This is a genomic window from Gammaproteobacteria bacterium (assembly GCA_009838035.1).
GTDB lineage: Bacteria > Pseudomonadota > Gammaproteobacteria > Steroidobacterales > Foliamicaceae > Foliamicus.
Window position 1 is genome coordinate 192,179 of record VXSK01000023.1, and the last position, 20,087, is coordinate 212,265.

20 protein-coding genes are annotated in these 20,087 nt (G+C 65.6%); 11 read left to right on the forward strand and 9 right to left on the reverse strand.

What is annotated here, in order from left to right:
- A complete protein-coding gene (locus F4Y72_10385) occupies positions 1-1,317 on the forward strand; it encodes an amidohydrolase family protein (protein ID MXZ28693.1) in 1,317 nt (438 codons plus the stop codon).
- A 25-nt stretch (positions 1,318-1,342) separates the two neighbouring features.
- Here F4Y72_10385 and F4Y72_10390 read toward each other — a convergent pair whose 3' ends face one another.
- A complete protein-coding gene (locus F4Y72_10390; protein MXZ28694.1) occupies positions 1,343-2,194 on the reverse strand; it encodes an oxidoreductase in 852 nt (283 codons plus the stop codon).
- Positions 2,194-5,151, reverse strand: a complete 2,958-nt coding sequence (locus F4Y72_10395) for a molybdopterin-dependent oxidoreductase (GenBank protein MXZ28695.1) — start codon at positions 5,149-5,151, stop codon at positions 2,194-2,196. The genes F4Y72_10390 and F4Y72_10395 overlap by 1 nt, the downstream gene beginning before the upstream one ends.
- 290 nt (positions 5,152-5,441) lie before the next feature.
- On the opposite strand from F4Y72_10395, the gene folD reads away from it, so the two are divergent.
- From folD to F4Y72_10410, 3 genes are read left to right on the forward strand one after another with little or no spacing between them, the layout of a single operon-like run.
- Positions 5,442-6,317 (forward strand): bifunctional methylenetetrahydrofolate dehydrogenase/methenyltetrahydrofolate cyclohydrolase FolD, encoded by an 876-nt coding sequence (folD, locus tag F4Y72_10400; protein ID MXZ28696.1) that lies wholly within the window; start codon positions 5,442-5,444, stop codon positions 6,315-6,317.
- Complete coding sequence (locus F4Y72_10405; GenBank protein MXZ28697.1) at positions 6,314-6,931, forward strand: peptidyl-prolyl cis-trans isomerase; 618 nt, start codon at positions 6,314-6,316, stop codon at positions 6,929-6,931. Before folD ends, F4Y72_10405 begins: the two co-directional genes overlap by 4 nt.
- Positions 6,928-7,650: a UDP-2,3-diacylglucosamine diphosphatase gene (locus F4Y72_10410; GenBank protein ID MXZ28698.1), complete on the forward strand. Its 723-nt coding sequence runs from the start codon at positions 6,928-6,930 to the stop codon at positions 7,648-7,650. Before F4Y72_10405 ends, F4Y72_10410 begins: the two co-directional genes overlap by 4 nt.
- On the opposite strand, the gene purF is transcribed toward F4Y72_10410, so the two are convergent.
- The 3 genes from purF to F4Y72_10425 are packed head-to-tail and all read right to left on the reverse strand — an operon-like array spanning position 7,647 to position 10,398.
- Entirely contained in the window at positions 7,647-9,230 is a 1,584-nt protein-coding gene (gene purF, locus F4Y72_10415) for an amidophosphoribosyltransferase (GenBank protein ID MXZ28699.1), read from the reverse strand. The genes F4Y72_10410 and purF overlap by 4 nt on opposite strands.
- Positions 9,230-9,784, reverse strand: a complete 555-nt coding sequence (locus F4Y72_10420; GenBank protein ID MXZ28700.1) for a CvpA family protein — start codon at positions 9,782-9,784, stop codon at positions 9,230-9,232. Before F4Y72_10420 ends, purF begins: the two co-directional genes overlap by 1 nt.
- Complete coding sequence (locus tag F4Y72_10425; GenBank protein MXZ28701.1) at positions 9,763-10,398, reverse strand: hypothetical protein; 636 nt, start codon at positions 10,396-10,398, stop codon at positions 9,763-9,765. The genes F4Y72_10420 and F4Y72_10425 overlap by 22 nt, the downstream gene beginning before the upstream one ends.
- A 71-nt stretch (positions 10,399-10,469) precedes the next feature.
- Here F4Y72_10425 and aroC point away from each other — a divergent pair, with 71 nt between their 5' ends.
- From aroC to F4Y72_10450, 5 genes are read left to right on the forward strand one after another with little or no spacing between them, the layout of a single operon-like run.
- The gene (aroC, locus tag F4Y72_10430) at positions 10,470-11,600 is read left to right on the forward strand and encodes a chorismate synthase (protein ID MXZ28702.1); all 1,131 of its coding nucleotides are present in this window, start codon (positions 10,470-10,472) and stop codon (positions 11,598-11,600) included.
- Position 11,601: 1 nt separating this feature from the next.
- Positions 11,602-12,681 carry an aspartate-semialdehyde dehydrogenase gene (locus tag F4Y72_10435; protein ID MXZ28703.1) on the forward strand — a complete coding sequence of 360 codons (1,080 nt, stop codon included), beginning with the start codon at positions 11,602-11,604 and terminating at the stop codon, positions 12,679-12,681.
- 8 nt (positions 12,682-12,689) lie between these two features.
- Entirely contained in the window at positions 12,690-13,196 is a 507-nt protein-coding gene (locus tag F4Y72_10440; protein ID MXZ28704.1) for a hypothetical protein, read from the forward strand.
- On the forward strand, positions 13,193-14,002 hold the full coding sequence (gene truA, locus F4Y72_10445; GenBank protein MXZ28705.1) for a tRNA pseudouridine(38-40) synthase TruA: 810 nt from the start codon (positions 13,193-13,195) through the stop codon (positions 14,000-14,002). Before F4Y72_10440 ends, truA begins: the two co-directional genes overlap by 4 nt.
- A 23-nt stretch (positions 14,003-14,025) precedes the next feature.
- The gene (locus F4Y72_10450; GenBank protein MXZ28706.1) at positions 14,026-14,886 is read left to right on the forward strand and encodes an acetyl-CoA carboxylase carboxyltransferase subunit beta; all 861 of its coding nucleotides are present in this window, start codon (positions 14,026-14,028) and stop codon (positions 14,884-14,886) included.
- Between the two features lie 2 nt (positions 14,887-14,888).
- On the opposite strand, the gene prmB is transcribed toward F4Y72_10450, so the two are convergent.
- Positions 14,889-15,737: a 50S ribosomal protein L3 N(5)-glutamine methyltransferase gene (gene prmB / locus F4Y72_10455; protein ID MXZ28707.1), complete on the reverse strand. Its 849-nt coding sequence runs from the start codon at positions 15,735-15,737 to the stop codon at positions 14,889-14,891.
- On the opposite strand from prmB, the gene psd reads away from it, so the two are divergent.
- Positions 15,664-16,671, forward strand: coding sequence for a phosphatidylserine decarboxylase (gene psd, locus F4Y72_10460; GenBank protein MXZ28708.1), 1,008 nt, complete (start codon positions 15,664-15,666; stop codon positions 16,669-16,671). The two genes, prmB and psd, sit on opposite strands and share 74 nt — an antisense overlap.
- Positions 16,672-16,700: 29 nt before the next feature.
- Here the strand turns inward: psd and efp are convergent, their stop codons facing one another.
- Both efp and F4Y72_10470 read right to left on the reverse strand, forming a co-directional pair.
- On the reverse strand, positions 16,701-17,264 hold the full coding sequence (gene efp / locus F4Y72_10465; protein MXZ28709.1) for an elongation factor P: 564 nt from the start codon (positions 17,262-17,264) through the stop codon (positions 16,701-16,703).
- A gap of 21 nt (positions 17,265-17,285) precedes the next feature.
- Positions 17,286-17,999 (reverse strand): dienelactone hydrolase family protein, encoded by a 714-nt coding sequence (locus tag F4Y72_10470; GenBank protein ID MXZ28710.1) that lies wholly within the window; start codon positions 17,997-17,999, stop codon positions 17,286-17,288.
- 164 nt (positions 18,000-18,163) lie between these two features.
- On the opposite strand from F4Y72_10470, the gene F4Y72_10475 reads away from it, so the two are divergent.
- A complete protein-coding gene (locus F4Y72_10475) occupies positions 18,164-19,255 on the forward strand; it encodes an LbtU family siderophore porin (protein MXZ28711.1) in 1,092 nt (363 codons plus the stop codon).
- Between the two features lie 30 nt (positions 19,256-19,285).
- On the opposite strand, the gene F4Y72_10480 is transcribed toward F4Y72_10475, so the two are convergent.
- Positions 19,286-20,086, reverse strand: coding sequence for an SDR family oxidoreductase (locus F4Y72_10480; GenBank protein ID MXZ28712.1), 801 nt, complete (start codon positions 20,084-20,086; stop codon positions 19,286-19,288).
- Between the last annotated feature and the right edge of the window lies 1 nt (position 20,087).

The window sequence follows — 20,087 nt, forward strand, 5'->3', positions numbered from 1 at the left end:
ATGAGCGAATACACAAAAAGAACTTCGAGACTTCCGTTGGCCTTGCGCAACGCCGGATTTCTCGCGGTCGCGTTGCTGTTGGGCCAGGCCGGCCACGCGGAACCCGACACGTATGTTCGCGCCGGCGCGATAGTTGACGTGGAAGCGGGGGAACTCCTCGCGAACCGGACCATCGCCATCGAGGACGGGGTGATTGTCGCCGTAACTCCGTCAAGCGAACAGCCGATTCCGCCGGATTCCGAGTTCATCGATCTGTCCGGCTACACGCTTCTGCCCGGCCTGATCGACGCCCATACCCATTTGCTGCACGACTCGGACGACCACGGACTGAGAACACTGGTCGTGTCGCTTCCGGAAGCCACGATCAATGGCGTCAAGAACGCGGCGGCTACGCTGCAGGCGGGATTCACGACAGTGCGGAACGTGGGAGCGCCCGGCTATGCGGACGTCGCCCTCCGGGACGCGATCGCCGCCGGTGAAGTGGCCGGGCCGAGAATGCTGGTTTCTGGACCGCCCGTGGGCATTACCGGCGGTCATTGCAGCGACAGGAACCTGTTGCCGCACGAATACGGCGTAACGGGGAGCGGTGTCGCCGACGGACCCTGGGAGGTCCGCCAGAAGGTTCGCCAAAACGTGAAGTTCGGGGTGGACCTGATCAAGACGTGCACGACCGGCGGGGTCTTGTCCAGCGGAACGAGACTCGACGCCGTGCAGTACACGCTCGAGGAACTGGAGGCGCTGGTGGATGAAGCCCGCGCGCACGGACGTAAGGTCGCGGTCCACGCGCATGGGACCGCGGGCATCCGAAACGCGATCCTGGCCGGCGTCGACTCGGTCGAGCACGCGAGTTTCCTGACCGACGAAATCATCGAGCTGGCGAAGGAGCGCGGCACGACCTTCGTCATGGACATCTACGTCACCGAGTACATTCTCTCGGAAGGCGAAAAGAGCGGCATGTTGGCGGAGTCGCTGGAAAAAGAGCGTCAGGTCGGGAAGATCCAGCGCGAGAGCTTCAGAAAAGCGCATGAAGCGGGCATAGAAATAGTCTTCGGCACGGACAGCGGCGTGTTCCCGCACGGCGACAATGCCCGGCAGTTCTCGCGCATGGTCGAATTCGGGATGACGCCGGCCGAAGCGATACGCGCGGCGACCGTCCGTGCGGCCGACCTGTTGGGGATCGGCGATCAGGCCGGCCGCATCGCCGAGGGTTTGCAGGCGGACCTGGTGGCGGTTTCAGGCAATCCCTACGAAGAGATCGGCATCCTGGAAAAGGTCGTGTTCGTCATGAAGGACGGAGTCGTTCACAAACGCCCGTAGAGCACGGAGTCCGTTCCGTGGCGGTTCAGGCCGACAGTGCGAGTACTCCGATATGGAGGCTTTCTTCGGCGAGGTCGAAGGCCGCCGATGCGCTGCCGGACGATTCCGAACGGACTTCCACCCGATAGCCGCTGCTGTTCCCGGCGAGCTTGTCGAACCGGAAGTCGCCGAAGGTGTCGGTTTCGGTGCGCGCCAGTTCCTGGCCGTCCTGCGTCAACACCACTTCGGCGCCCGCCGCGCACTCTTCGACGCCGTCCACGTCGACCACGACCGACCCGGCGACAAAGCAGGTCGTCATCAGGTGCATGTTCTTGTAGTAGACGCGCGGCCGTGACCCGATCTCGGGCTTGAGAACCTCGAGGTCCTCTTCCCCGGCGATGCGCTGCATCTCCTTGTCCTCGACCTTGAGCGAGCGGAACACGTTGGTGGGGCAGGCCTGCTCCAGGCGGGTCTTGTCCCAGCCCCCGTCGAGCAGGTGCGCGTCGAAGAACCAGGACTGCGGCACTTGCTCCTCCTCGTTCCAGTAGATCGCGCCGTACGGGCAGGCGTCCACGATTTCCTTCTGCCCTTTGGACTTGACCGGATCGATGAGCACGATGCCGTCGGAGCGCTTGGTGATGGCGCCGTTCTTCGCGGCCTTCATGCAGGGTGCGTCGTCGCAGTGGTTGCACATCACCGGCATGAAGTGCGCCTCGACCGCCGGCCAAGCGCCGCGCTCGTGGCGCTTGATGTCCACCCAACTGTGCCCGCGGTCCGGCTGCGGCGCCGAATAGCCGGGGAACTCGTTGCCGATGTGCTCGTCCTTCGTGGCCAAGAAGCAGTTGCGGCAGTTATCGCAGCGCTCGATATCGACGATCATGTTCCATTTCTTCGCCATCACGCCGCCTCCGCCCGCTGCCAGGTATCGACGCCGGTCCATTTCTCGAACTGGATCAGCGACGTGTTGGGCGCCATCCCGCTGGCCTGCTCGGTGATGGTCTTCTTGGGATTGAGCATGTTCACGCAGCCGCCCAGATCGGTCGAGTTGCCGGGCTCCCCGACGGGCCGGTACTGGGCCGACCCGGTGCAGGCGCTGACCACGCCCGGCCGCAGCCGGTCCGTCACCTGGGCGGCGCAGACCACCGAGCCCCTGAGGTTCCAGAGGCGTATCAGGTCGTCGTCCCTGACCCCTCGTTCTTCAGCGTCCTGGCGGTTGACGCGCGCCACCAGGTAGGAATGGCCGTTCACCGTGACGCGGTGCTCGCGGATGTCCTGCAGCGTGCAGCCCTCGTCGTCGCCCATGATGTGGAACGGGTAGCGCGTGTGCGGCGTCAGCAGTTGCAGCGGAAAGTCCGCCAGGGCCGGTTCGGCCTCGGCGTTCTCGTAGCTCTTCTGGTACTTGTTGAGCGGTGGCCGCGCCGGGTCGTCGATCTGGTTCAGTGTATCGGGCAGGAACTCGAACTTGCCCGACGTCGTCTGCAGTCCTTCGCCGAACTCGCCCACGTAATCCGCCGGCAGCGGATAGGGCTCGGGCGTGTCCTTCTTCCGGCCCTCGTAGTACCAGCGGTTGGCGGTGGGAGCGCGCGCGTCCGCCGGGTCCGCGGGCACGACGAAATAGCCCTTCTTCAGGAACTCCTTCCAGGTGGTGTGCTTGGCCACGTCGGATGAATCGAACACGCGCTTGCACCAGTCCAGTTCGGTATTGCCGCCTTCCGAGTACATCGCGCCCAGCCCCAGGCGTTCGATCACCGCCAGGAAGATGTCGTAGTCGGACTTCGACTCGCCAAGCGGCTCGATGCACTTGTGCTGCAGCGACACCACGCGGTGATTGACCATTGAGAACATGTGGTGCACGTAGCCCGCGCCCACGTTGTAGTACTCGCCGATGTCCCAGCGCTCGAACACGGTGCAGGCGGGCAGGATGACGTCCGAGTAGGGCGTCTCGCCCTCCCACCAGATCGACTGGTTGACGACGAACGGCAGGTTCTCCGACTGGTACATCTGCACCCAGCGGTTGGAATCGACCATCGTGCCGAAGTTGGGGCTGCCGTACTTGTACATCATCTGGATCTTGGCGTGACCGGGCGCCGGATAGCCGAAGCGCAGGAACTGGCCGCGCACGGACGACACGTCCGTCAGAAAGCCCATCGCGCTGCCTTCCATGATCGCCTCGGGTAGACGGATCTTGGGAATGTTCTGACGCGACGAATTCATGGTCACGACGTGCGGCATGCGCTGGTAGTTGTTGGCCGCGTTGGCGCTGTAGGTCAGTTCGCCCGACATGCTGCCTTCCGCGTAGCCGGGGAAGTAGAACGAGAAATCCAGTGGGGCCCCGAACTGGAGGTTGCCGAAGTTCACGCCCGCCCGGCCGAAGCCCTGCATCGCGCCCAGTATGGTCATCATCCGCGCCCACTGGATGCCCATGGGGCCGCGTCCGGCGCCGCCCAGGCCGCAGCCCCAGCCGCCGGCGCCGAGATAGGTCTTCTTGCTGCCCCATTGCCGGGCCAGCGCCCGGACCTCGCGCGCGGGCACCCTTGTCTCCCCTTCCTGCCATTCGGGGGTCTTCGGCGTGCCGTCGGACTCGCCGAGGATGTAGGCCTTCCATCCGTCGAAGCCCGTCGTGCGCTTGTCGACGAATTCCTTGTCGTAGAGGTCCTCGGTGATCCAGACGTAACAGAGCGCCTGCGCCAGCGCGGAATCGGTGCCCGGCTTGGGCGAGATCCACTTGCCGCCCAGGTGCGCGGCCGTGTGGTTCAGGAACGGGTCGATATGGACCATGGGTATGCCCAGCTCCCTGGCCCACTCGCGCCGGACAGTGCCCTCGTAGCCGTAGCTGGCGTCCGGATCGCTCGACCAGAACACCATCAGTTCCGCTTCCTTGAGGCAGTCCTCCACGGTGCCGTAGAACTCCGGCGTGCCCAGCCGCAGGCTGTTGCCCCAGTGGTGCATGGCGCCCCAGTACCAGCCCTCCCAGCTATCGGGATTGTTGTGCAGCTTGGAACAGCCGAGCAGATTCCAGAAGCGGTTGAAGGCGCTCAGGTAGTGTCCGAGGTTGCCCCACTGGTGGTGCGAGCCGTGCGTGACCAGCACCGCGCCCGGTCCATGCGCCTTGGAGCGCTTGATCTCCTTGACCACGATGTCCAGCGCCTCGTCCCAGCTGATGCGCACGAACTCCGACTTGCCGCGGTTCTGGATGTTGCGCTCGCCATCGACATCGAAGTCCACCCGCTTCATGGGATGGAGGATCCGGTTTTTCGAATAGACCATGGACTTCTGGCACAGGCCGTGCGCGGCCAGCGTGGTGTGTCGCGGCGGCGTGAATTCCTTGCCCCGCGCCTTGATGGTCCACGAAGGCGCATCTTCCTTGTCGAATTCCACGGGGGTAATGCGGATGATCTTGCCTTCCTTGACATAGACGAAGATCGGGCCGCCGTTGGTGCCGTTGGTGAAGCGGGTCACGCCGTTGCCCATGTCGGTGCCGATCTTCCAGCGGATGGACTGCATGCGGTTCAGCGTGATCATGAACCACACCGACGCCTCGTCCGATCCCTGCACGGTCAGCTTGAAGTTCTTGGCGGCGTCCACGCGCACGAGCTGGTCGAACGGAGGCGTCAGGAATTCTTCGGCGATCGCCCTGTTCTTGAAGACCACGGCAAAGTCGGGGTTCTCGTGTATGCCCTTGCCTGAGCGGATCCTGCCGTTTTCGATCTGGACCCAGCGCCCGGCGGAATTGTTCTGCAGCTTGAACTGCGCGATGACGTTTCTTTCCTTCAGGCGCTCCCTGAACTCGGCGTAGCGGAGCCTCGTGAACCGCAATGCCTGCACCATGGCCCAGAGAATGATCGAAAATCGCATGGTTTCCTCTCCCGGATGCGGCACCCTGAAGGCCGCTGAAGCAGCCCCGGATGATAGCAACCTTGCGGGCCGCCGTCACCTGAACGCGCCGACCGTAGCCCCGTTGTCTGTCTTCCTCTCGAGGGAGCGTTGGAGCAGGGACAGCGAGAATCGAGCCAGGATGGCGCCTCACACGAGAGGAAGACAGACAACGGGGCGGAATCGAAGTGCCCGGTCGTGCTGCCGGTCGTGCTGGTGAGCACGTAATACAGTCGGTAAAATCCCGTCTGTTCACGGCCAAGCGGATCCTGATGACCGCGCAACTGATTGACGGCAAGGCGATAGCGTCTGGAATCCGTGAGGAAATCCGGCAGACGGTCGAAGAGCGGCTCGCCGAAGGCCACCGGGCGCCGGCGCTGGCCACGGTGCTGGTGGGGGCGGACCCGGCCTCGCAGGTTTACGTTCGGAACAAGCGGCGGGCCTGCGCCTCCGCCGGTATCGCGTCGCTGGATCACAACCTCCCGGCGGACACGGACGAGCCGACCCTGCTGGCCCTGATCGACGAATTCAACGGGGACCCGAACGTGGACGGCATTCTGGTGCAGTTACCCCTGCCCGAGCGCATCAACTCGCTTAACGTCATCCACCGCATCGACCCGGGCAAGGACGTGGACGGATTTCACCCGCTGACCTTCGGACTGCTGGCGCTACGCACGCCAAGGCTGCGGCCCTGCACCGCGGTCGGAGTGATCCGCATGCTGGAAAAGATCGGCGTCAATCCGAAGGGGAAGCACTGCGTGGTGATCGGCGCGTCGAACCTGGTGGGGCGCCCGCTGGCGCTGGAGCTGCTGCTGGCCGGCGCAACGGTCACGGTCTGTCACCGGTTCACGACCAACCTTGAGCAGCATGTCCGGCAGGCGGAAATCCTCTGCAGCGCGGTGGGCAAGCCGGCGCTCATTCCGGGCGCCTGGATACGCGAGGGCGCCGTCGTGCTGGACATTGGCATAACGAGAATGAGCGACGGGAAGCTGCGCGGCGACGTAGAATTCGAGGAGGCGCGCAAGCGTGCGGCCTGGATTGCGCCGGTGCCGGGCGGAGTGGGGCCTATGACCGTCGCCATGCTGTTGCAGAACACGCTGGATGCCGCCATTTACAACACGACTAATTCGCAGGAAAAACCGAAATGAGACATACGAGAATTCAAACCTCCCGGGTGTGGGTCGCGGCGCTTTGCGTGCTGGCGCTGGGCGCCGGCGCTGCTGTCGCGCAGGAACCGGCCGAAACGGAGGCGGAAATGGACCCGTTTCCACGGGTGCGGGTGGAAACGACAGCGGGCGCCTTCACGCTGGAACTGTTCGCCGAAGACGCCCCGCTGACGGTAAAGCAATTCCTGCTTCTGACCGGCAGCCGCTTCTATGAAGGCACGATCTTCCATCGCGTGATCCAGGACTTCGTGATCCAGGGCGGCGGATGGTCGGTCGATTTCCAGGAGCGCATGATCGACGAAACACTGCCCAACGAGTCCGGCAACGGCCGCTCCAATTTGCGCGGCACCATCGCCATGGCGCGCACCGGCGATCCGCATTCGGCGAAAAACCAGTTCTACATCAATCTTCAGGACAACGTGGCGCTGAATCCGCGCCCGGGGCGCTGGGGATATGCCGTGTTCGGCCAGGTCGTCAGCGGCATGGACGTAGTGGACGAGATCGGCAAAAGGGCCACCGGTCCGGGCGGCTCATTCGATCGCGACGTGCCGGCGGCGCCGGTGATCATCGAACGGGTTCTGCGCGTGACTGAATGAGCACCCTTTTCATCTCCGATCTCCACCTGGACGCCACCCGACCCGCCGCTACCCAAGCCTTTCGCGAATTCCTGAAGCATCGCGCCGCCGAAGCCGAGGCGCTCTATATCCTGGGCGATCTGTTCGAGGCCTGGGTAGGGGATGACGACGACGATCCCCACGCCGGCGCGATCATGGACGCGCTGGCTGAACTGACTTCAGGCGGGGTCCCGGCGTGGTTCGTGCACGGCAACCGGGACTTCCTGGTCGGGGACGAGTTTTGCGGCCGAACGGGCGTGACGCTGCTTCCGGAAACCAGCATCGTGAACCTGGGCGGAGAAAACGTGTTGCTGATGCACGGCGACAGCCTGTGCACCGACGATCACGACTACCAGGAGTTTCGCGCCATGGTCCGCGATCCGGCCTGGCAGGCGCAGTTCCTGGCCCTGCCGCTGGCCGCGCGGCGTGCGCTGGCCGCCCAGGCGCGTGACGCCAGCCGCATTTCAACCGGCGGCAAGCCGATGGCGATCATGGACGTCAATGCAAGCGCGGTGGCCGACGCGATGCGTGCGAACGGAGTGCGGCGGTTCATTCACGGCCACACGCACCGTCCCGACGTGCACGAATTCGAACTGGACGACGGAGCCGCCACGCGGCTCGTTCTGGGCGACTGGTTCGAGCGCGGCTGGGCGCTGGAACACGACGGGCAGGAGTTCCGGCTGGAGGCGTTCGACCTCTAGCCGCTTTCGACTTCGAGGGCGGGCAGCTCGGCCATCTTGGGTGGCTGAGCGGCGGCCACCGGTTCGGCGGCGGCCACCCGCGCGGCCTTCCTGGCTCGCCGCTTGCGCGACTTGCGGCTGGCACGCATCTTGTCCGCGCGCTCCCTGGCGACCCGGCGAAGCAGCTTGCGGTCCACGCCGCCGGTCACGTACTGGCCGTTGAAGCAGGACACGTCGAAACCCGTGATCTCCGAACGCCGGAAATTGACCGCGGAGATCAGATCGCCCAGGTCCTGGTAAACCAGCCAGTCGGCGCCGATTCTTTCCTCGACTTCCTCCACCGTGCGTTTGGCCGCGATCAGCTCATCCGACGCCGGCATGTCGATCCCGTAAACGTTCTGGTAGCGGACCGGCGGGGCGGCCGAGGCGAAGTACACCTTCCGGGCGCCCGCCTCGCGGGACATCTCGACGATCTGCCGCGAGGTGGTGCCGCGCACGATGGAATCGTCCACCAGCAACACGTTCTTGCCGCGAAATTCCAGGTTGATGGGATTGAGCTTCTGGCGAACAGAGCGCTTGCGCTCGTCCTGGCCGGGCATGATGAACGTGCGGCCGATATAGCGGTTCTTGATGAAGCCCTCGCGGTACTTGACGTTCAGGCGGTTCGCGACTTCCATGGCGCTGGTGCGGCTGGTGTCCGGAATCGGAATCACGACGTCCACGTCGCTGGTGTCGTGCTCGCGCTGGATCTTCTCCACCAGGCGCTCGCCCATTCGCAGGCGCGCCTTGTGCACCGAAATCTTGTCCATGAGCGAATCCGGGCGGGCGAAATAGACGTATTCGAAGATGCAGGGCGTGTATTGCGTGCGGGCCGCGCACTGGCGGGTCACCGCTTCCTCGCCGTAGGGAAAGACCCAGGCCTCGCCCGGCATCACGTCCCGCTCCAGTTCGAAGCCGAGCTGCTGCAGCGCGACGCTTTCCGAAGCCACCAGGTATTCCGGCCCCTTCTTGTTCTCCCGCCGCCCGACGACCATCGGCCGGATGCCGTAGGGATCGCGGAAAGCGACCAGCCCGAAGCCCAGGATCATGCAGACGACCGAGTAGGCGCCCTTGCAGCGCTTGTGCACGCCGCGCACCGCGCGGAACACGGCATCGGCGTCCATCGTCCGGCGCGAGGTGCGCAGGAGCTCGTGGGCGAACACGTTAAGCAGCAATTCGCTGTCGGAATCGGTATTGAGATAGCGGCGGTCGCGCTGGCGCATCTCGCCGGCCAGCTCATGCGCGTTGGTCAGATTGCCGTTGTGCGCCAGGGCGATCCCGTACGGGCTGTTGACGAAGAACGGCTGGGTTTCGGAGTTCTTGTCGGACCCGGCGGTCGGATAGCGCACATGGCCCAGGCCGGCCGAGCCCCGCAGGTTCTGCATGTGGCGGGTGCGGAATGTCTCGCGCACGAGTCCGCGGGCGCGGCGCTTGCGGCACATGCCTTCGTCGTCGGTCAGGATGCCGGCGGCGTCCTGGCCGCGGTGCTGGAGCATGATGAGCGCGTCGTAGATTTCCGGCGCCGCCGCGCCGTGACCCATCAGGCCGACGATCCCGCACATCAGCGGCCACCCAGTGCCTTGAGCAGCAGGCTCAGGGCGTCGCTGACCGGTTCAAGGAAAGGCAGGCTCATCGAACCCTGCACCCAGGTCTCGGGCCCCACGTGTATGCACAAGAGCAGAAGTCCACCTGCAATCAGCCAGCCTTTGGCTGCGCCCAATAATACGCCCAAGGCGCGATTCGCGGAAGCCAGCACGCTGTTTTCGACGGCCCGGGAAACCAGCCCCGCCAGGGTCGAGCCGATCACGAGCACGACCACGAGCACGCCCAGCCTGGCCGCCCAAAGGGCCACGGACTCGGCGACCGACGGACCGCGAAAAATCGCGTCGGCGAGCGGATTGTTCGCCAGCCAGACCTCGATCTTCGCCGGCCACCCGGACAGCAGCGTGGCCACGACAATGTCGCCGAAGGCAAAGGCGAGAAACACGCCCGCAACCCAGGTCGCAAGGCTCAGGGCGGCGGACAGGAAACCGCGTTTCATTCCAAGCCAGGCCGCGGAAAGAAAAATCACCAGGACGATCCAGTCGAACAGGGTCACGGCGCCACGTTCTCCCAATCCGAGATAAAACCTCTACGCCCGAGAAGCGCCAGTTCGGCGACCGCCGAATTGGCGGCGTCCCTGGAGGCATAGGGACCCACGCGCACCCGGTGCAAGGTCCTTCCGCCGTCCTGCCCGGTCATTACCTTCACGCCATATCCCTGTTCCCGGCACCATTCGGAGAGCGCATCGGCATTCGCGCGCGAGGAAAAACTGCCGAGCTGCACGGCCCACTCAGGCCCGGCCGCAGCCGCGGGCGTTTCCGCAACTTCGCTGGAGCTCGGCGAGGGCGTGCCCCGTTCGCTCGTTTCCGGCGACCTGGGAGGGAGGGCGTCCCGCCCTCCGCTCGGGACGGAAGCCCTGGCGGGCTGCGGCGCGTGGGGCACCGACCCCGGGGCCACCCACTGGGCGACGGTGCGCGGACCGGGTTCCCGGCGGGATTCGTCCGGCACGGCGTCATTAGCCGGTTGGGCGGATTGAGGTGCGACTTGGGCCACAGGGCGCTCAGAGCCCTCTTCGTCCGGCATGCGAACCCCTTCCCGCGGGCCGATTGCCAAGGCCAGCAACAGGAGCAAGCCCGCCAGGACCGCTCCGCCCACCAGCCGCTCAAGCACCGGTGATTGCATTGCCATGAATTATATGCGGGGGCTTGGGAGTGCGAGCGTAAAATATTCGGTTTCTGCCACCGCCCGCGAATTACGGCATGTCCGGCAACACCATAGGACGCCTGTTCAGCGTCACGACTTACGGCGAAAGCCACGGCCCGGCGCTGGGCGCCATCGTGGACGGCTGCCCGCCCGGCATGGAATTGTGCGAGGCGGACATACAGGTGGACCTGGACCGGCGGCGTCCCGGGCGCTCGCGCCATACTTCGCAACGCAAGGAGGCGGACCAGGTGCGGATCCTGTCGGGGGTCTTCGAGGGCGTGACCACCGGCACGCCGATCGGGCTGATGATCGAGAACACCGATCAGCGGCCCCGCGACTACTCCGCCATCAAGGACAAGTTCCGTCCCGGTCACGCCGATTTCAGCTACCAGCAGAAGTACGGCATCCGCGACTACCGCGGAGGGGGACGCGCCTCGGCCCGCGAGACGGCCATGCGGGTCGCCGGCGGAGCGATTGCCCGCAAGTACTTGAGCGAGCGAGCGGGCATCACGATTTTCGGCTACGTGGCGCAACTCGGACCGATCCGGCTGGAGTGCCCGAATCCCGAGATCATCAACGACAATCCGTTCTTCTGCGGCGACCCCGCCCGGCTGAAGGAACTGGAGTCATTCATGGACGAACTGAGGCTGGCGGGCGACTCGATCGGCGCGCGCATCAACGTGTGCGCCCGCGGAGTGCCGCCCGGGCTCGGCGAACCCGTGTTCGACAAGCTCGAGGCCGTGATCGCGCACGCGCTGATGAGCATCAACGCGGTCAAGGGCGTGGAATTCGGCGCCGGCTTCGCGGCCGTGGAACAACGCGGCTCGGAGCATCGCGACGAGATCGCGCCCGGCGGCTTCGTCAAGAACGACGCCGGGGGCACGCTGGGCGGCATTTCGTCCGGACAGGACCTGCTGGTGAGCATCGCGATGAAGCCCACTTCCAGCATCCGCAAGAAGGGCGCCACGGTTACCCGCGGCGGCACGGCCACCGAGATCAGCACCGGCGGGCGGCACGATCCCTGCGTGGGGTTGCGCGCAACCCCGATCGCGGAAGCGATGCTGGCGATCACGCTGCTGGACCATTACCTTCGCGACCGCGCGCAGTGCGGCGACGTCGACCGGCAGGCGTCCTCGGCTGCCGCGAGCACTCGTCCGGCCGCCGCGGCGCGGACCGCGGGAGGCTGACATGAACGGCTACAACGTCGCTGTGGTCGGCGCCACAGGGCTGGTGGGCGAGACCATGATGCAGATCCTCGCGCAGCGCGAGTTTCCGGTGGACCGGCTGCACGCGGTCGCCAGCGAACGGTCGGTCGGCAAGACCGTGGAATTCGGCGAACGCCAGGTTGCGGTTGAGGCGCTGAACGACTTCGACTTCTCCGGCATGCACTTCGCACTGTTCTCGGCCGGCGCCGGAACCGCGATCGAGCATGCGCCGCGCGCCGCCGCCCAGGGAGCGATCGTGATCGACAACTCGTCGGCGTTCCGCTATGACGACGACGTGCCGCTGGTTGTGCCCGAGGTGAATCCGTCGGCGCTGGCCGAATGCCGAGAGCGCGGCATCGTGGCCAATCCGAATTGCTCCACGATCCAGCTTGTCGTTGCGCTGAAACCCCTGTACGACGCCATCGGCATCCAGCGGATCAGCGTGGCCACCTACCAGGCGGTTTCGGGCGCCGGGCGCCGGGCGATGGAGGACCTGGTCCGGCACACTGCCAACATGATGGCCGGCAAGGGCCGCCCGGAAGAGCCTGCCGACGCCGAGGAGGCGGAACCGCCCGCCAACGGGGGGCAGCTTCCCGCGATGTCGGCGCCAAGCGCGGCCTTCAACGCCGTGCCGCACATCGACGATTTTCAGGCCAACGGCTACACGAAGGAAGAAATGAAGATGGTCTGGGAGACGCGCAAGATCCTGGACGACGAAGAACTGCGGATCAGCGCCACGGCCGTGCGCGTGCCCGTCTTCTTCGGACATTCCGAGGCCGTCAGCGTGGAGTTGAAGCGCAAGGTCGCGGTCGAGGAAGCGCTCCGGCTGTTTCGGGCCGCCCGCGGGGTGGTCGTCATGAGCCAGGACCGGGCCGGCGGCTATCCGACTCCCGGGATCGACGCCAGCCGATCGGACGCCGTGTTCGTGGGCCGCGTGCGCGAGGACATTTCGCATGAACAGGGCCTCAGTTTCTGGGTTGTGGCGGACAACGTGCGCAAGGGGGCCGCGCTCAACGCCGTTCAGATCGCGGAGCTCCTGATTCGCGACGACACATCGGGTTAGGCCCGGGGATGAAACGCAGAATCGCGATACTGGCCGTTTCGCTGTTCATTGCGCTCCTGATCTCGCCTGTGGTTCCGCAGGAAGGACTGTTCTCTCCGTGGAGCCTCTGGGGCGTGCCGCTGCTTACCGCCGCGCTGGTCTTTTCGGTTCTGTCGGGGATCATCTTTGGCCCGCAGCGCCTGGTGCGGAAATTCTCCGGCGCCGGTTCGAAGAAGAACGATGAAGCTTCGCGGGATGGGGATGACGGCAAGGCGGAAGCAGGAAAGCCCGAGGGGGACGACGACGAAATCGAGGTAGGCCCCGACGCCGCCCTGGCGGACGCCATGAGCGAACTCGATCCCGAGAACTACATGGACCTGGCGCGGGCGCTGGAAGAAATGGGCCGCGAAGCCGATGCGCTCGAGGTGCTCGCCCATATCGTCGAAGCCCGCGAGGGCGAGAACGCCGCGGAACTAGCCGAGGCGCTGCGGCGGATGCGTCAAAGGCTCGAGCCGAAAAATCCCGAAAGCGCATGACCCGCGCACGGCTCGCCCTGGGAGTGGAATACGACGGCAGCGGCTTCCACGGCTGGCAGTCGCAAAGCGGCAGCACGAACGTTCAGGATGCCGTCAACCGGGCGCTCAGCCGGGTGGCGGACGAAGAGCTGCGGTGCATGGGCGCCGGGCGAACCGACGCCGGAGTTCACGCCATCGAGCAGGTCGCGCATTTCGAGACCAGCGCTCGGCGGAGCCCGCGCGACTGGCTGTTCGGCGCCAATACCTATCTGCCCGACGACGTCAACCTGCTCTGGGTTCGGGAAGTGCCGGGCGATTTCCATGCGCGCCACTCGGCGCTCTCGCGCACCTACGCCTACCTGATCCTGAACCGCAGCGTGCGCTCGGCGCTGGAGCGCAATCGCGCCTGGCTTATCCGAGACCCGCTCGACGATGAGGCGATGAACCGCGCGGCGCAGGCGCTGGCCGGCGAGCACGACTTCAGCTCGTTTCGGGCCGCCGATTGCCAGGCGCGCTCGCCGGTGCGCAGGGTCATGGACATCCGGGTGCGCCGCAGCGGGCAACGCGTATGGATCATTTGCCGGGCAAACGGCTTCCTGCAGCGCATGGTGAGGAACATCGCCGGCTCGCTGGCGCTCGTCGGGCGCGGCCGCGAGGCGGCCGCCTGGATTGCCGGGATTCTCGAGGCGCGCAGCCGGGAGGTCGCGGGTCCGGCCGCGCCTTCCCAGGGCCTGTACCTTCAACGGATCGACTATCCGCCGGACCTGCTGCCTGAACGCAGCCGGGTTGGCCTCGAAAGGCTTCTCCCGATTCCGGAAGACATTTAGGCTAAAATCAAAGTCTTATGGCGATTTCCTGGCTGCGGAGATTAATGCCGTCGCGGATCACGACGCGACGGCCGAAGAAGACCGTGCCGGAAGGCGTCTGGGTCAAGTGCGATAACTGCGGAGCACAGTTGTACCGAACCGAGTTGGAGCGAACTCAGCACGTGTGCCCCAAGTGCGAGCATCATATGCGTCTGGGGGCCAGGCGAAGGCTTGAGTTGTTCCTCGACAGCGACTCGGCCAGAGAGCTTTCCCCCCGGCTTCAGCCCAGGGACCCGCTGAAGTTCAGAGACACCAAGCGTTACCCGGACCGGGTCGCGCAGGCACGAGACAACAGCGGCGAGCTTGAAGCCCTGGTGACCATGACCGGCAAGCTGCACGGGCAGCCGCTCGTGGCCAGCGCGTTCGAGTTCGGTTTCATGGGCGGTTCCATGGGCTCGGTGGTGGGGGAAAAGTTCGTCCGCGCCGCAAGCTATTGCCGCGAACATCGCATGCCGCTGGTCAACTTTTCCGCCTCGGGGGGGGCGCGCATGCAAGAGGCGCTTTTCTCGCTGATGCAACTGTCCAAGGTGACCGCCACGCTGCATACGCTCGCCCAGGCCGGCCTCCCCTATATTTCGATTCTCACCAACCCCACGATGGGCGGTGTGTCCGCAAGTCTGGCGATGCAGGGCGATATCGTGATCGCCGAGCCCGGCGCGCTGATCGGATTTGCCGGCCCGCGCGTGATCAAGCAGACGGTCCGCGAAGACCTCCCTGAAGGATTTCAGCGCGCCGAGTTCCTTCTGGAGCATGGCGCGCTGGACATGATCATGGATCGGCGGGTGATGCGCCTGGAAATCGCCCGGCTGCTCGCCAAGCTGCTCAAGAAACCACCCCCGGAATAACCCTAGGCTCGGAGCAGCAGCACGCCCTCGCCGCCCCGTTCCAGCGAAGGCCACAGGAACGGCAGTTCCGGGTGCGAGGCCGCAAGATCGCCCGCCGCCTCGCCGACCTCCAGCGCCAGCAGCCCGCCCTCGGCAAGGTAGCGGGGCGCTTCCTCGAGGATGCGGGACGCTATGGCCAACCCGTCGGCGCCGGCCGCCAGCGCCATTCGCGGTTCATGACGGTATTCGCGCGGCAGGGAAACGCACGCGCCGTCAGGCACATAGGGAGGATTGGCGACGATGAGATCGAATTTCCCCTGCGCGCCGGCGAAAAGGTCTCCCCTGCGAAGTTCGACGCGGCCCGCCAGGCCAAGCCGGCGCACATTGCGCTCGGCCACGGACAAGGCGGCCGGCGACAGGTCGGTCGCCACGATTTCGGCATCGGGGAAGGCGAACGCGCAGGCAGCGGCGATGCAGCCTGAACCGGTGCAGAGATCGATGATCCGGGGCGCTCGACTCGGGTTCAGCCAGGGCGCGAAACCCGCCTCGATCAGTTCGGCCAGCGGCGAGCGCGGAATGCAGACGCGCTTGTCGACGTAAAAGCGCATCCCGGCAAACCAGGCTTCGCGGGTCAGGTAGGCCAGCGGCAGACGGCGCGACACGCGCGCAAGGGCGATTGTCCGCGCCCGCGCCTGCACGGCCGCCGACATGCGCCGTCCGAGCAGGGAACGGCGCTGCCACAGGCCCGACCGGCTAACGAAATTCGCGAGCGCCAGGGCCTCTTCCTCAGCGCCGCCCATGCCGTGGCCGAAATGGACCCGCCCGCCCCCCCGGCGGGCGGCCAACTCATCGACAAGGTCACAAAAGCGCATAGTCGAACAACAAAATACGGGAGGGGTATTTGCGCGCCAAGGCTACAATCGAACGGCCCGCCCGAGGCGACCGACTTTGCTTGCCCGACTGCTTGTACGCCTGCACTTCATTCTGCCGCTGCTGACGCTCAGCCGCCTGGCGGCGCGCGTTTCGCGGTTCAGGGGGCCGGGGGGCGTGCTGATTCGTATTTTCGCCTGGCTCTTTTCCATCGACAGGGAGGAGGCCGCCAGGCCCGTGCCCCGGGGATATGCCAGCCTTGCCGAGTTCTTCTCGCGCGAACTCAGGGACGGCGCCCGAATTCCGGAAAACGGCGAGGAATGCGTCGTGAGTCCAGCCGACGGATTGTTGACGCGGATCGGAGAGGTCAACGGCACGTCACACCTGCAGGCCAAGGGAGCCGGCTATTCCATCGAGGAGTTGCTGGGCGGCGCGCGTTGCGCCGCGCCTTACGAGGACGGTCATGTGGCGGTCATCTACCTGCGGCCGTCGGATTATCACCGGGTGCGCATGCCTCTTGCCGGCCAGCTGCGCGAAGTCGTGTACCTGCCCGGAAGGCGGCTGTCGGTCAACCCGGCAATCATCGATGCGGCGCCCGCGGTGCTGGCGACCAACGAGCGGGCGGCACTGCATTTCGACACCGGCAGCGGGAAATTCTGCGTGGTCATGGTCGGCGCGCTCAACGTCGGCTCCATCAGCACCGCGTTCGATATCCGCACCGACGCGAGCATTCCGCCGGTGCCGACGCGCTGGCGGTTTCCCGGCCCGCGCGGCGCCAAGTGCGAACGCGGCGACTACCTCGCACACTTCAATCTCGGTTCCACGGTCGTGCTCGTGGCGACGCGGGACCTGCTTGCCTGGTTGCCGGTGCGCCAACCCGTGGAAGAAGTCCGCTGCGGCCAGGCGCTGGGGCAACGGTTACCCGTCGAAATCTGACCCGCGTCCCGGAGTTCTGCCACGGGCGGTCAGGCGCGGCCGATGTATTCCCCGGTGCGCGTGTCCACCTTGATGACCGCGCCTTCTTCCACGAACAGCGGCACGCGAACGACGGCCCCGGTCTCCAGGGTCGCCGGCTTTACGCCCCCGGTTGCGGTGTCGCCCTTCATTCCGGGATCGGACTGCGTGACCTTCAGCTCGACGAAATTCGGCGGCGTGACCGTCAGCGGCGCACCGTTGAAAAGGGTGACGCGGCAGCGGCTCTGATCCACCAGCCAGCGTTCGCAGCCGCCCATGGCTGCTTCGTTCGCTTCGTACTGCTCGTACGTCTCCAGGTCCATGAATACCCATTCGTCCCCGGTGCTGTAGAGATAATCCATTTCCCGGTCGACCACGTCGGCGGCAGGAATCGATTCGCCGGAACGAAAGTTGCGTTCGATCACGCGGCCGGTGCGGAGGTAACGGAGCTTGACGCGGGTAAACGCCTGGCCCTTGCCGGGCTTGACGAACTCGGTCCCGAGGATCGCGCAGGGCTCGTCGCCCAGCATCACCTTGAGCCCGTTCTTGAACTCGTTGGTCGAATACGAAGCCATGGGAACGCGGGCGTCCCGCCCTCAACCAAACAGTTCCGCCATGAAGTTCAGCACCGACTGCCACGACCGCCGGTCCGCCGATTCGCTGTAGCCTATTCCCGGCGCGAGTGCCGGCGAATCGTGCGTGAAGCCGTGCAGTGCGTGGCCGTAGGCGTGAATCTGCCAGTCCGCCCCGGCTTCGGTCATTTCGGTCGCCAGTCCGACCACCGTGTCCGGCGGAACCATCGGATCGGCCCAGCCGTGCAGCACCAGCACCCTGGAGCTGATCGAATCGCCCTCCGTGTTCCCCGGCGGGTTGAACAGGCCGTGCAGGCTGACCACGCCTTTCACGGGGGCGCCGACGCGCGCCAGGTCCAGCACGCACAGGCCGCCGAAACAGTAGCCGATCGCGGCCATGTTCCCGCCGTCCACCTCCGGCTGCGCCGCGGCGCACTCCAGCCCGGCAAGAAGGCGGGCCTGCAGAAGCGCCCGGTCCTCGATCAGCGGGTTCATCAGCGCCATGTTTTCTTCCACGCTCTGGCCGCGAACGCCCTTGCCGTACACGTCCAGCGCAATCCCCACGAAGCCTTCGCCGGCCAGCTTCTCCGCCGCCTCGCATTCGTGCTCGGCGCGCCCGCTCCAGGCATGCGCCACCGCCACCGCCGGCGCTGGTCCGCGCGCGTCGTCCCAGTACATCCGCGCCTCGAAAACCTCGTCCCCGTGGGTGTATTCCACGTCCCGCATGCGTATCGCCATCCGCCTTTCTCCCGGCAAGCTTCCAATCGGAGCGCGAATTTTATCCCCTGCCCCGCCGATTCCGATTGAGGACTTCGGTCGAGTGCGCCTTGAACATTCGGCCTTGATTCAGCAGCACGCAGCCGGCGTGGTACGGTACCGCGCTTTACGCGGAGGCGACGAAGTTGAAACACCCTGTTCTGGCCTGCCTTGGATTGCTGCTTTGTCACGGCGCTGCCCAGGGCGCGGAAGCAGCGGGCGACACGGCCGCCCGGGAAGACGAACAAGCTGGCGAGGAATGGCTGGAAATCGGGGGTCATGTCGACCTGGACTCGGTGCATACGCGCCCGGAAAACGAGGACGGATATAGCAATACCGGCATATCGGAGGTCGGTTTGAGCCTGGCGGCGACGATCGCCGACTGGGTTGCGGTCGAGGCCGGTTTCCTCTACGAACACACGGACCTGGGCGACAGGGTGAATGTGCCCGGCAGCGAAGCGACCTTCCTGGAGACCGCAACCCTCAGCTTCGGCCCCCCGGAAGGACCGTGGTCTGTTTCCGCAGGCCAGCAGTTTCTTCCGTTCGGCGTTTTCGACACGCGCATGTTTTCGGAACCGCTGACGCTTGAGCTCGGCGAGACCAACGAGATTTCCGTTAGCCTTGGGTGGAGTTCCGGCGGGCTAACGACGACTCTGTTCGGCTTCGGCAAGAACGACGATCTCGAATCGGACAGCGGCGTCGCCGGCTATGGAGCGGCCGTTTCCTTTTCGTCCGAGCGCGAGCAAACCGGCCTGGCCCTGAACCTGGCGCTCACCAGCGATTTGAGCTATTCCGCGAACGTGCTGGGCGTGCTTGCGGATACGACGCCGAATGAAGGACCCGCCGACCGGATCGCCGGCCTGTCGGCGCATGCCGCCCTGCGCTACGGGGCCGCCACGCTGATTGCGGAATACGTGGGCGCGCTCGATTCCTACGCCTTCCGGGAAATGGAGTTTGCCGGGCGCGGAGCCCAGCCGGCAAGCTGGCTGCTGGAAGCGGCCTACGACTTCGAAGCAGGCGGCAAGAACGCCACTGCGGCGCTCGGCTACCAGGCGACCCGGGAAGCGCTCGCGCTGGAACTGCCCGCCCGGCGCCTGATTGCCATAGTTTCCTTGCAACTTGCCGAGCCGTTTACGCTTGCCGTGGAGTGGGGGCGCGACAGCGACTACGCGACAGGCAAAGGCGGTAGCGGCGAAGGCGCCAGTTTCGTAACGGTTCAGCTCTCCTGGACCTTCTGACGGCCACGTAAGACGGCGGATCGAAGCGCCTCAGAGTCCCGATAGGGATTTGCCGGCGTCCACCGGCAGGACGGCGCCGGTGATGAAGCGGGCCTCGTCGCTGATCAGGAAGTTGACCGCGTCCACGACGGACTCGACCGGCGGTATGGTCTGGTGGAAACGCGCCAGCGGCATTTCGCTCAGGATTTCTTCCCTGACCTCCTCGGCGGTCCGGTGCTCCGAAGTGATGGGGTCGATCAGGCGTTCGTCCATCACCCGGTCGGACATGATGGGTCCCGGGCAGACGGCGTTCAGTCGAATTCCGCGCCCGGCGACTTCCGCCGCCAGCAGGGTCACAAGCCGGTTCAGGGTCATCTTGCTCAGGGCATAGGATGCGTCAATCCTCTCGGGCTGCAGGGCGCTGGCGCTGGACAGGAACACCATCGCGCCGCCGGACTTCATCATCGGCGCGACCGCCGAAGCCAGCAGGAACGCGCCCTTCACGTTGGTGTCCATGACCCGGTCCCAGTCTTCTTCGTCCAGTTCGAGCAGGGACCTGCGCATGCTGATGCCCACGCAGTTGATGAATACGTCGATTTTTCCACCGAAGAAGTCCTGCACTTCCCCGGTGAGTTCCCCGACCTGTTCGCTGCGGGAGACGTCGCACTGCCGGTAACGCAACTGCCCGGCGTCCGCGTCTTCCAGGGGCTGGTAACCGAACTCCAGGCTCCTGGCGTCCAGCTTGTCGACCACGAGCACTTGCGCGCCCTGGCGGATGCAGGACCGGCAAAGCGCCTCGCCTATCCCGGCTCCGCCGCCGGCAATCGCGACATGCCGGTCCATCATGCTCATG

Excerpts from the sequence above, each read along its gene's own strand:
- F4Y72_10385 (MXZ28693.1), top strand. The coding sequence starts at position 1 with ATGAGCGAATACACAAAAAGAACTTCGAGACTTCCGTTGGCCTTGCGC.
- F4Y72_10390 (MXZ28694.1), bottom strand. The coding sequence starts at position 2,194 with ATGGCGAAGAAATGGAACATGATCGTCGATATCGAGCGCTGCGATAAC.
- F4Y72_10395 (MXZ28695.1), bottom strand. The coding sequence starts at position 5,151 with ATGCGATTTTCGATCATTCTCTGGGCCATGGTGCAGGCATTGCGGTTC.
- folD (MXZ28696.1), top strand. The coding sequence starts at position 5,442 with ATGACCGCGCAACTGATTGACGGCAAGGCGATAGCGTCTGGAATCCGT.
- F4Y72_10405 (MXZ28697.1), top strand. The coding sequence starts at position 6,314 with ATGAGACATACGAGAATTCAAACCTCCCGGGTGTGGGTCGCGGCGCTT.
- F4Y72_10410 (MXZ28698.1), top strand. The coding sequence starts at position 6,928 with ATGAGCACCCTTTTCATCTCCGATCTCCACCTGGACGCCACCCGACCC.
- purF (MXZ28699.1), bottom strand. The coding sequence starts at position 9,230 with ATGTGCGGGATCGTCGGCCTGATGGGTCACGGCGCGGCGGCGCCGGAA.
- F4Y72_10425 (MXZ28701.1), bottom strand. The coding sequence starts at position 10,398 with ATGGCAATGCAATCACCGGTGCTTGAGCGGCTGGTGGGCGGAGCGGTC.
- aroC (MXZ28702.1), top strand. The coding sequence starts at position 10,470 with ATGTCCGGCAACACCATAGGACGCCTGTTCAGCGTCACGACTTACGGC.
- F4Y72_10435 (MXZ28703.1), top strand. The coding sequence starts at position 11,602 with ATGAACGGCTACAACGTCGCTGTGGTCGGCGCCACAGGGCTGGTGGGC.
- F4Y72_10440 (MXZ28704.1), top strand. The coding sequence starts at position 12,690 with ATGAAACGCAGAATCGCGATACTGGCCGTTTCGCTGTTCATTGCGCTC.
- truA (MXZ28705.1), top strand. The coding sequence starts at position 13,193 with ATGACCCGCGCACGGCTCGCCCTGGGAGTGGAATACGACGGCAGCGGC.
- psd (MXZ28708.1), top strand. The coding sequence starts at position 15,664 with ATGCCGTGGCCGAAATGGACCCGCCCGCCCCCCCGGCGGGCGGCCAAC.
- prmB (MXZ28707.1), bottom strand. The coding sequence starts at position 15,737 with ATGCGCTTTTGTGACCTTGTCGATGAGTTGGCCGCCCGCCGGGGGGGC.
- efp (MXZ28709.1), bottom strand. The coding sequence starts at position 17,264 with ATGGCTTCGTATTCGACCAACGAGTTCAAGAACGGGCTCAAGGTGATG.
- F4Y72_10470 (MXZ28710.1), bottom strand. The coding sequence starts at position 17,999 with ATGGCGATACGCATGCGGGACGTGGAATACACCCACGGGGACGAGGTT.
- F4Y72_10480 (MXZ28712.1), bottom strand. The coding sequence starts at position 20,086 with ATGAGCATGATGGACCGGCATGTCGCGATTGCCGGCGGCGGAGCCGGG.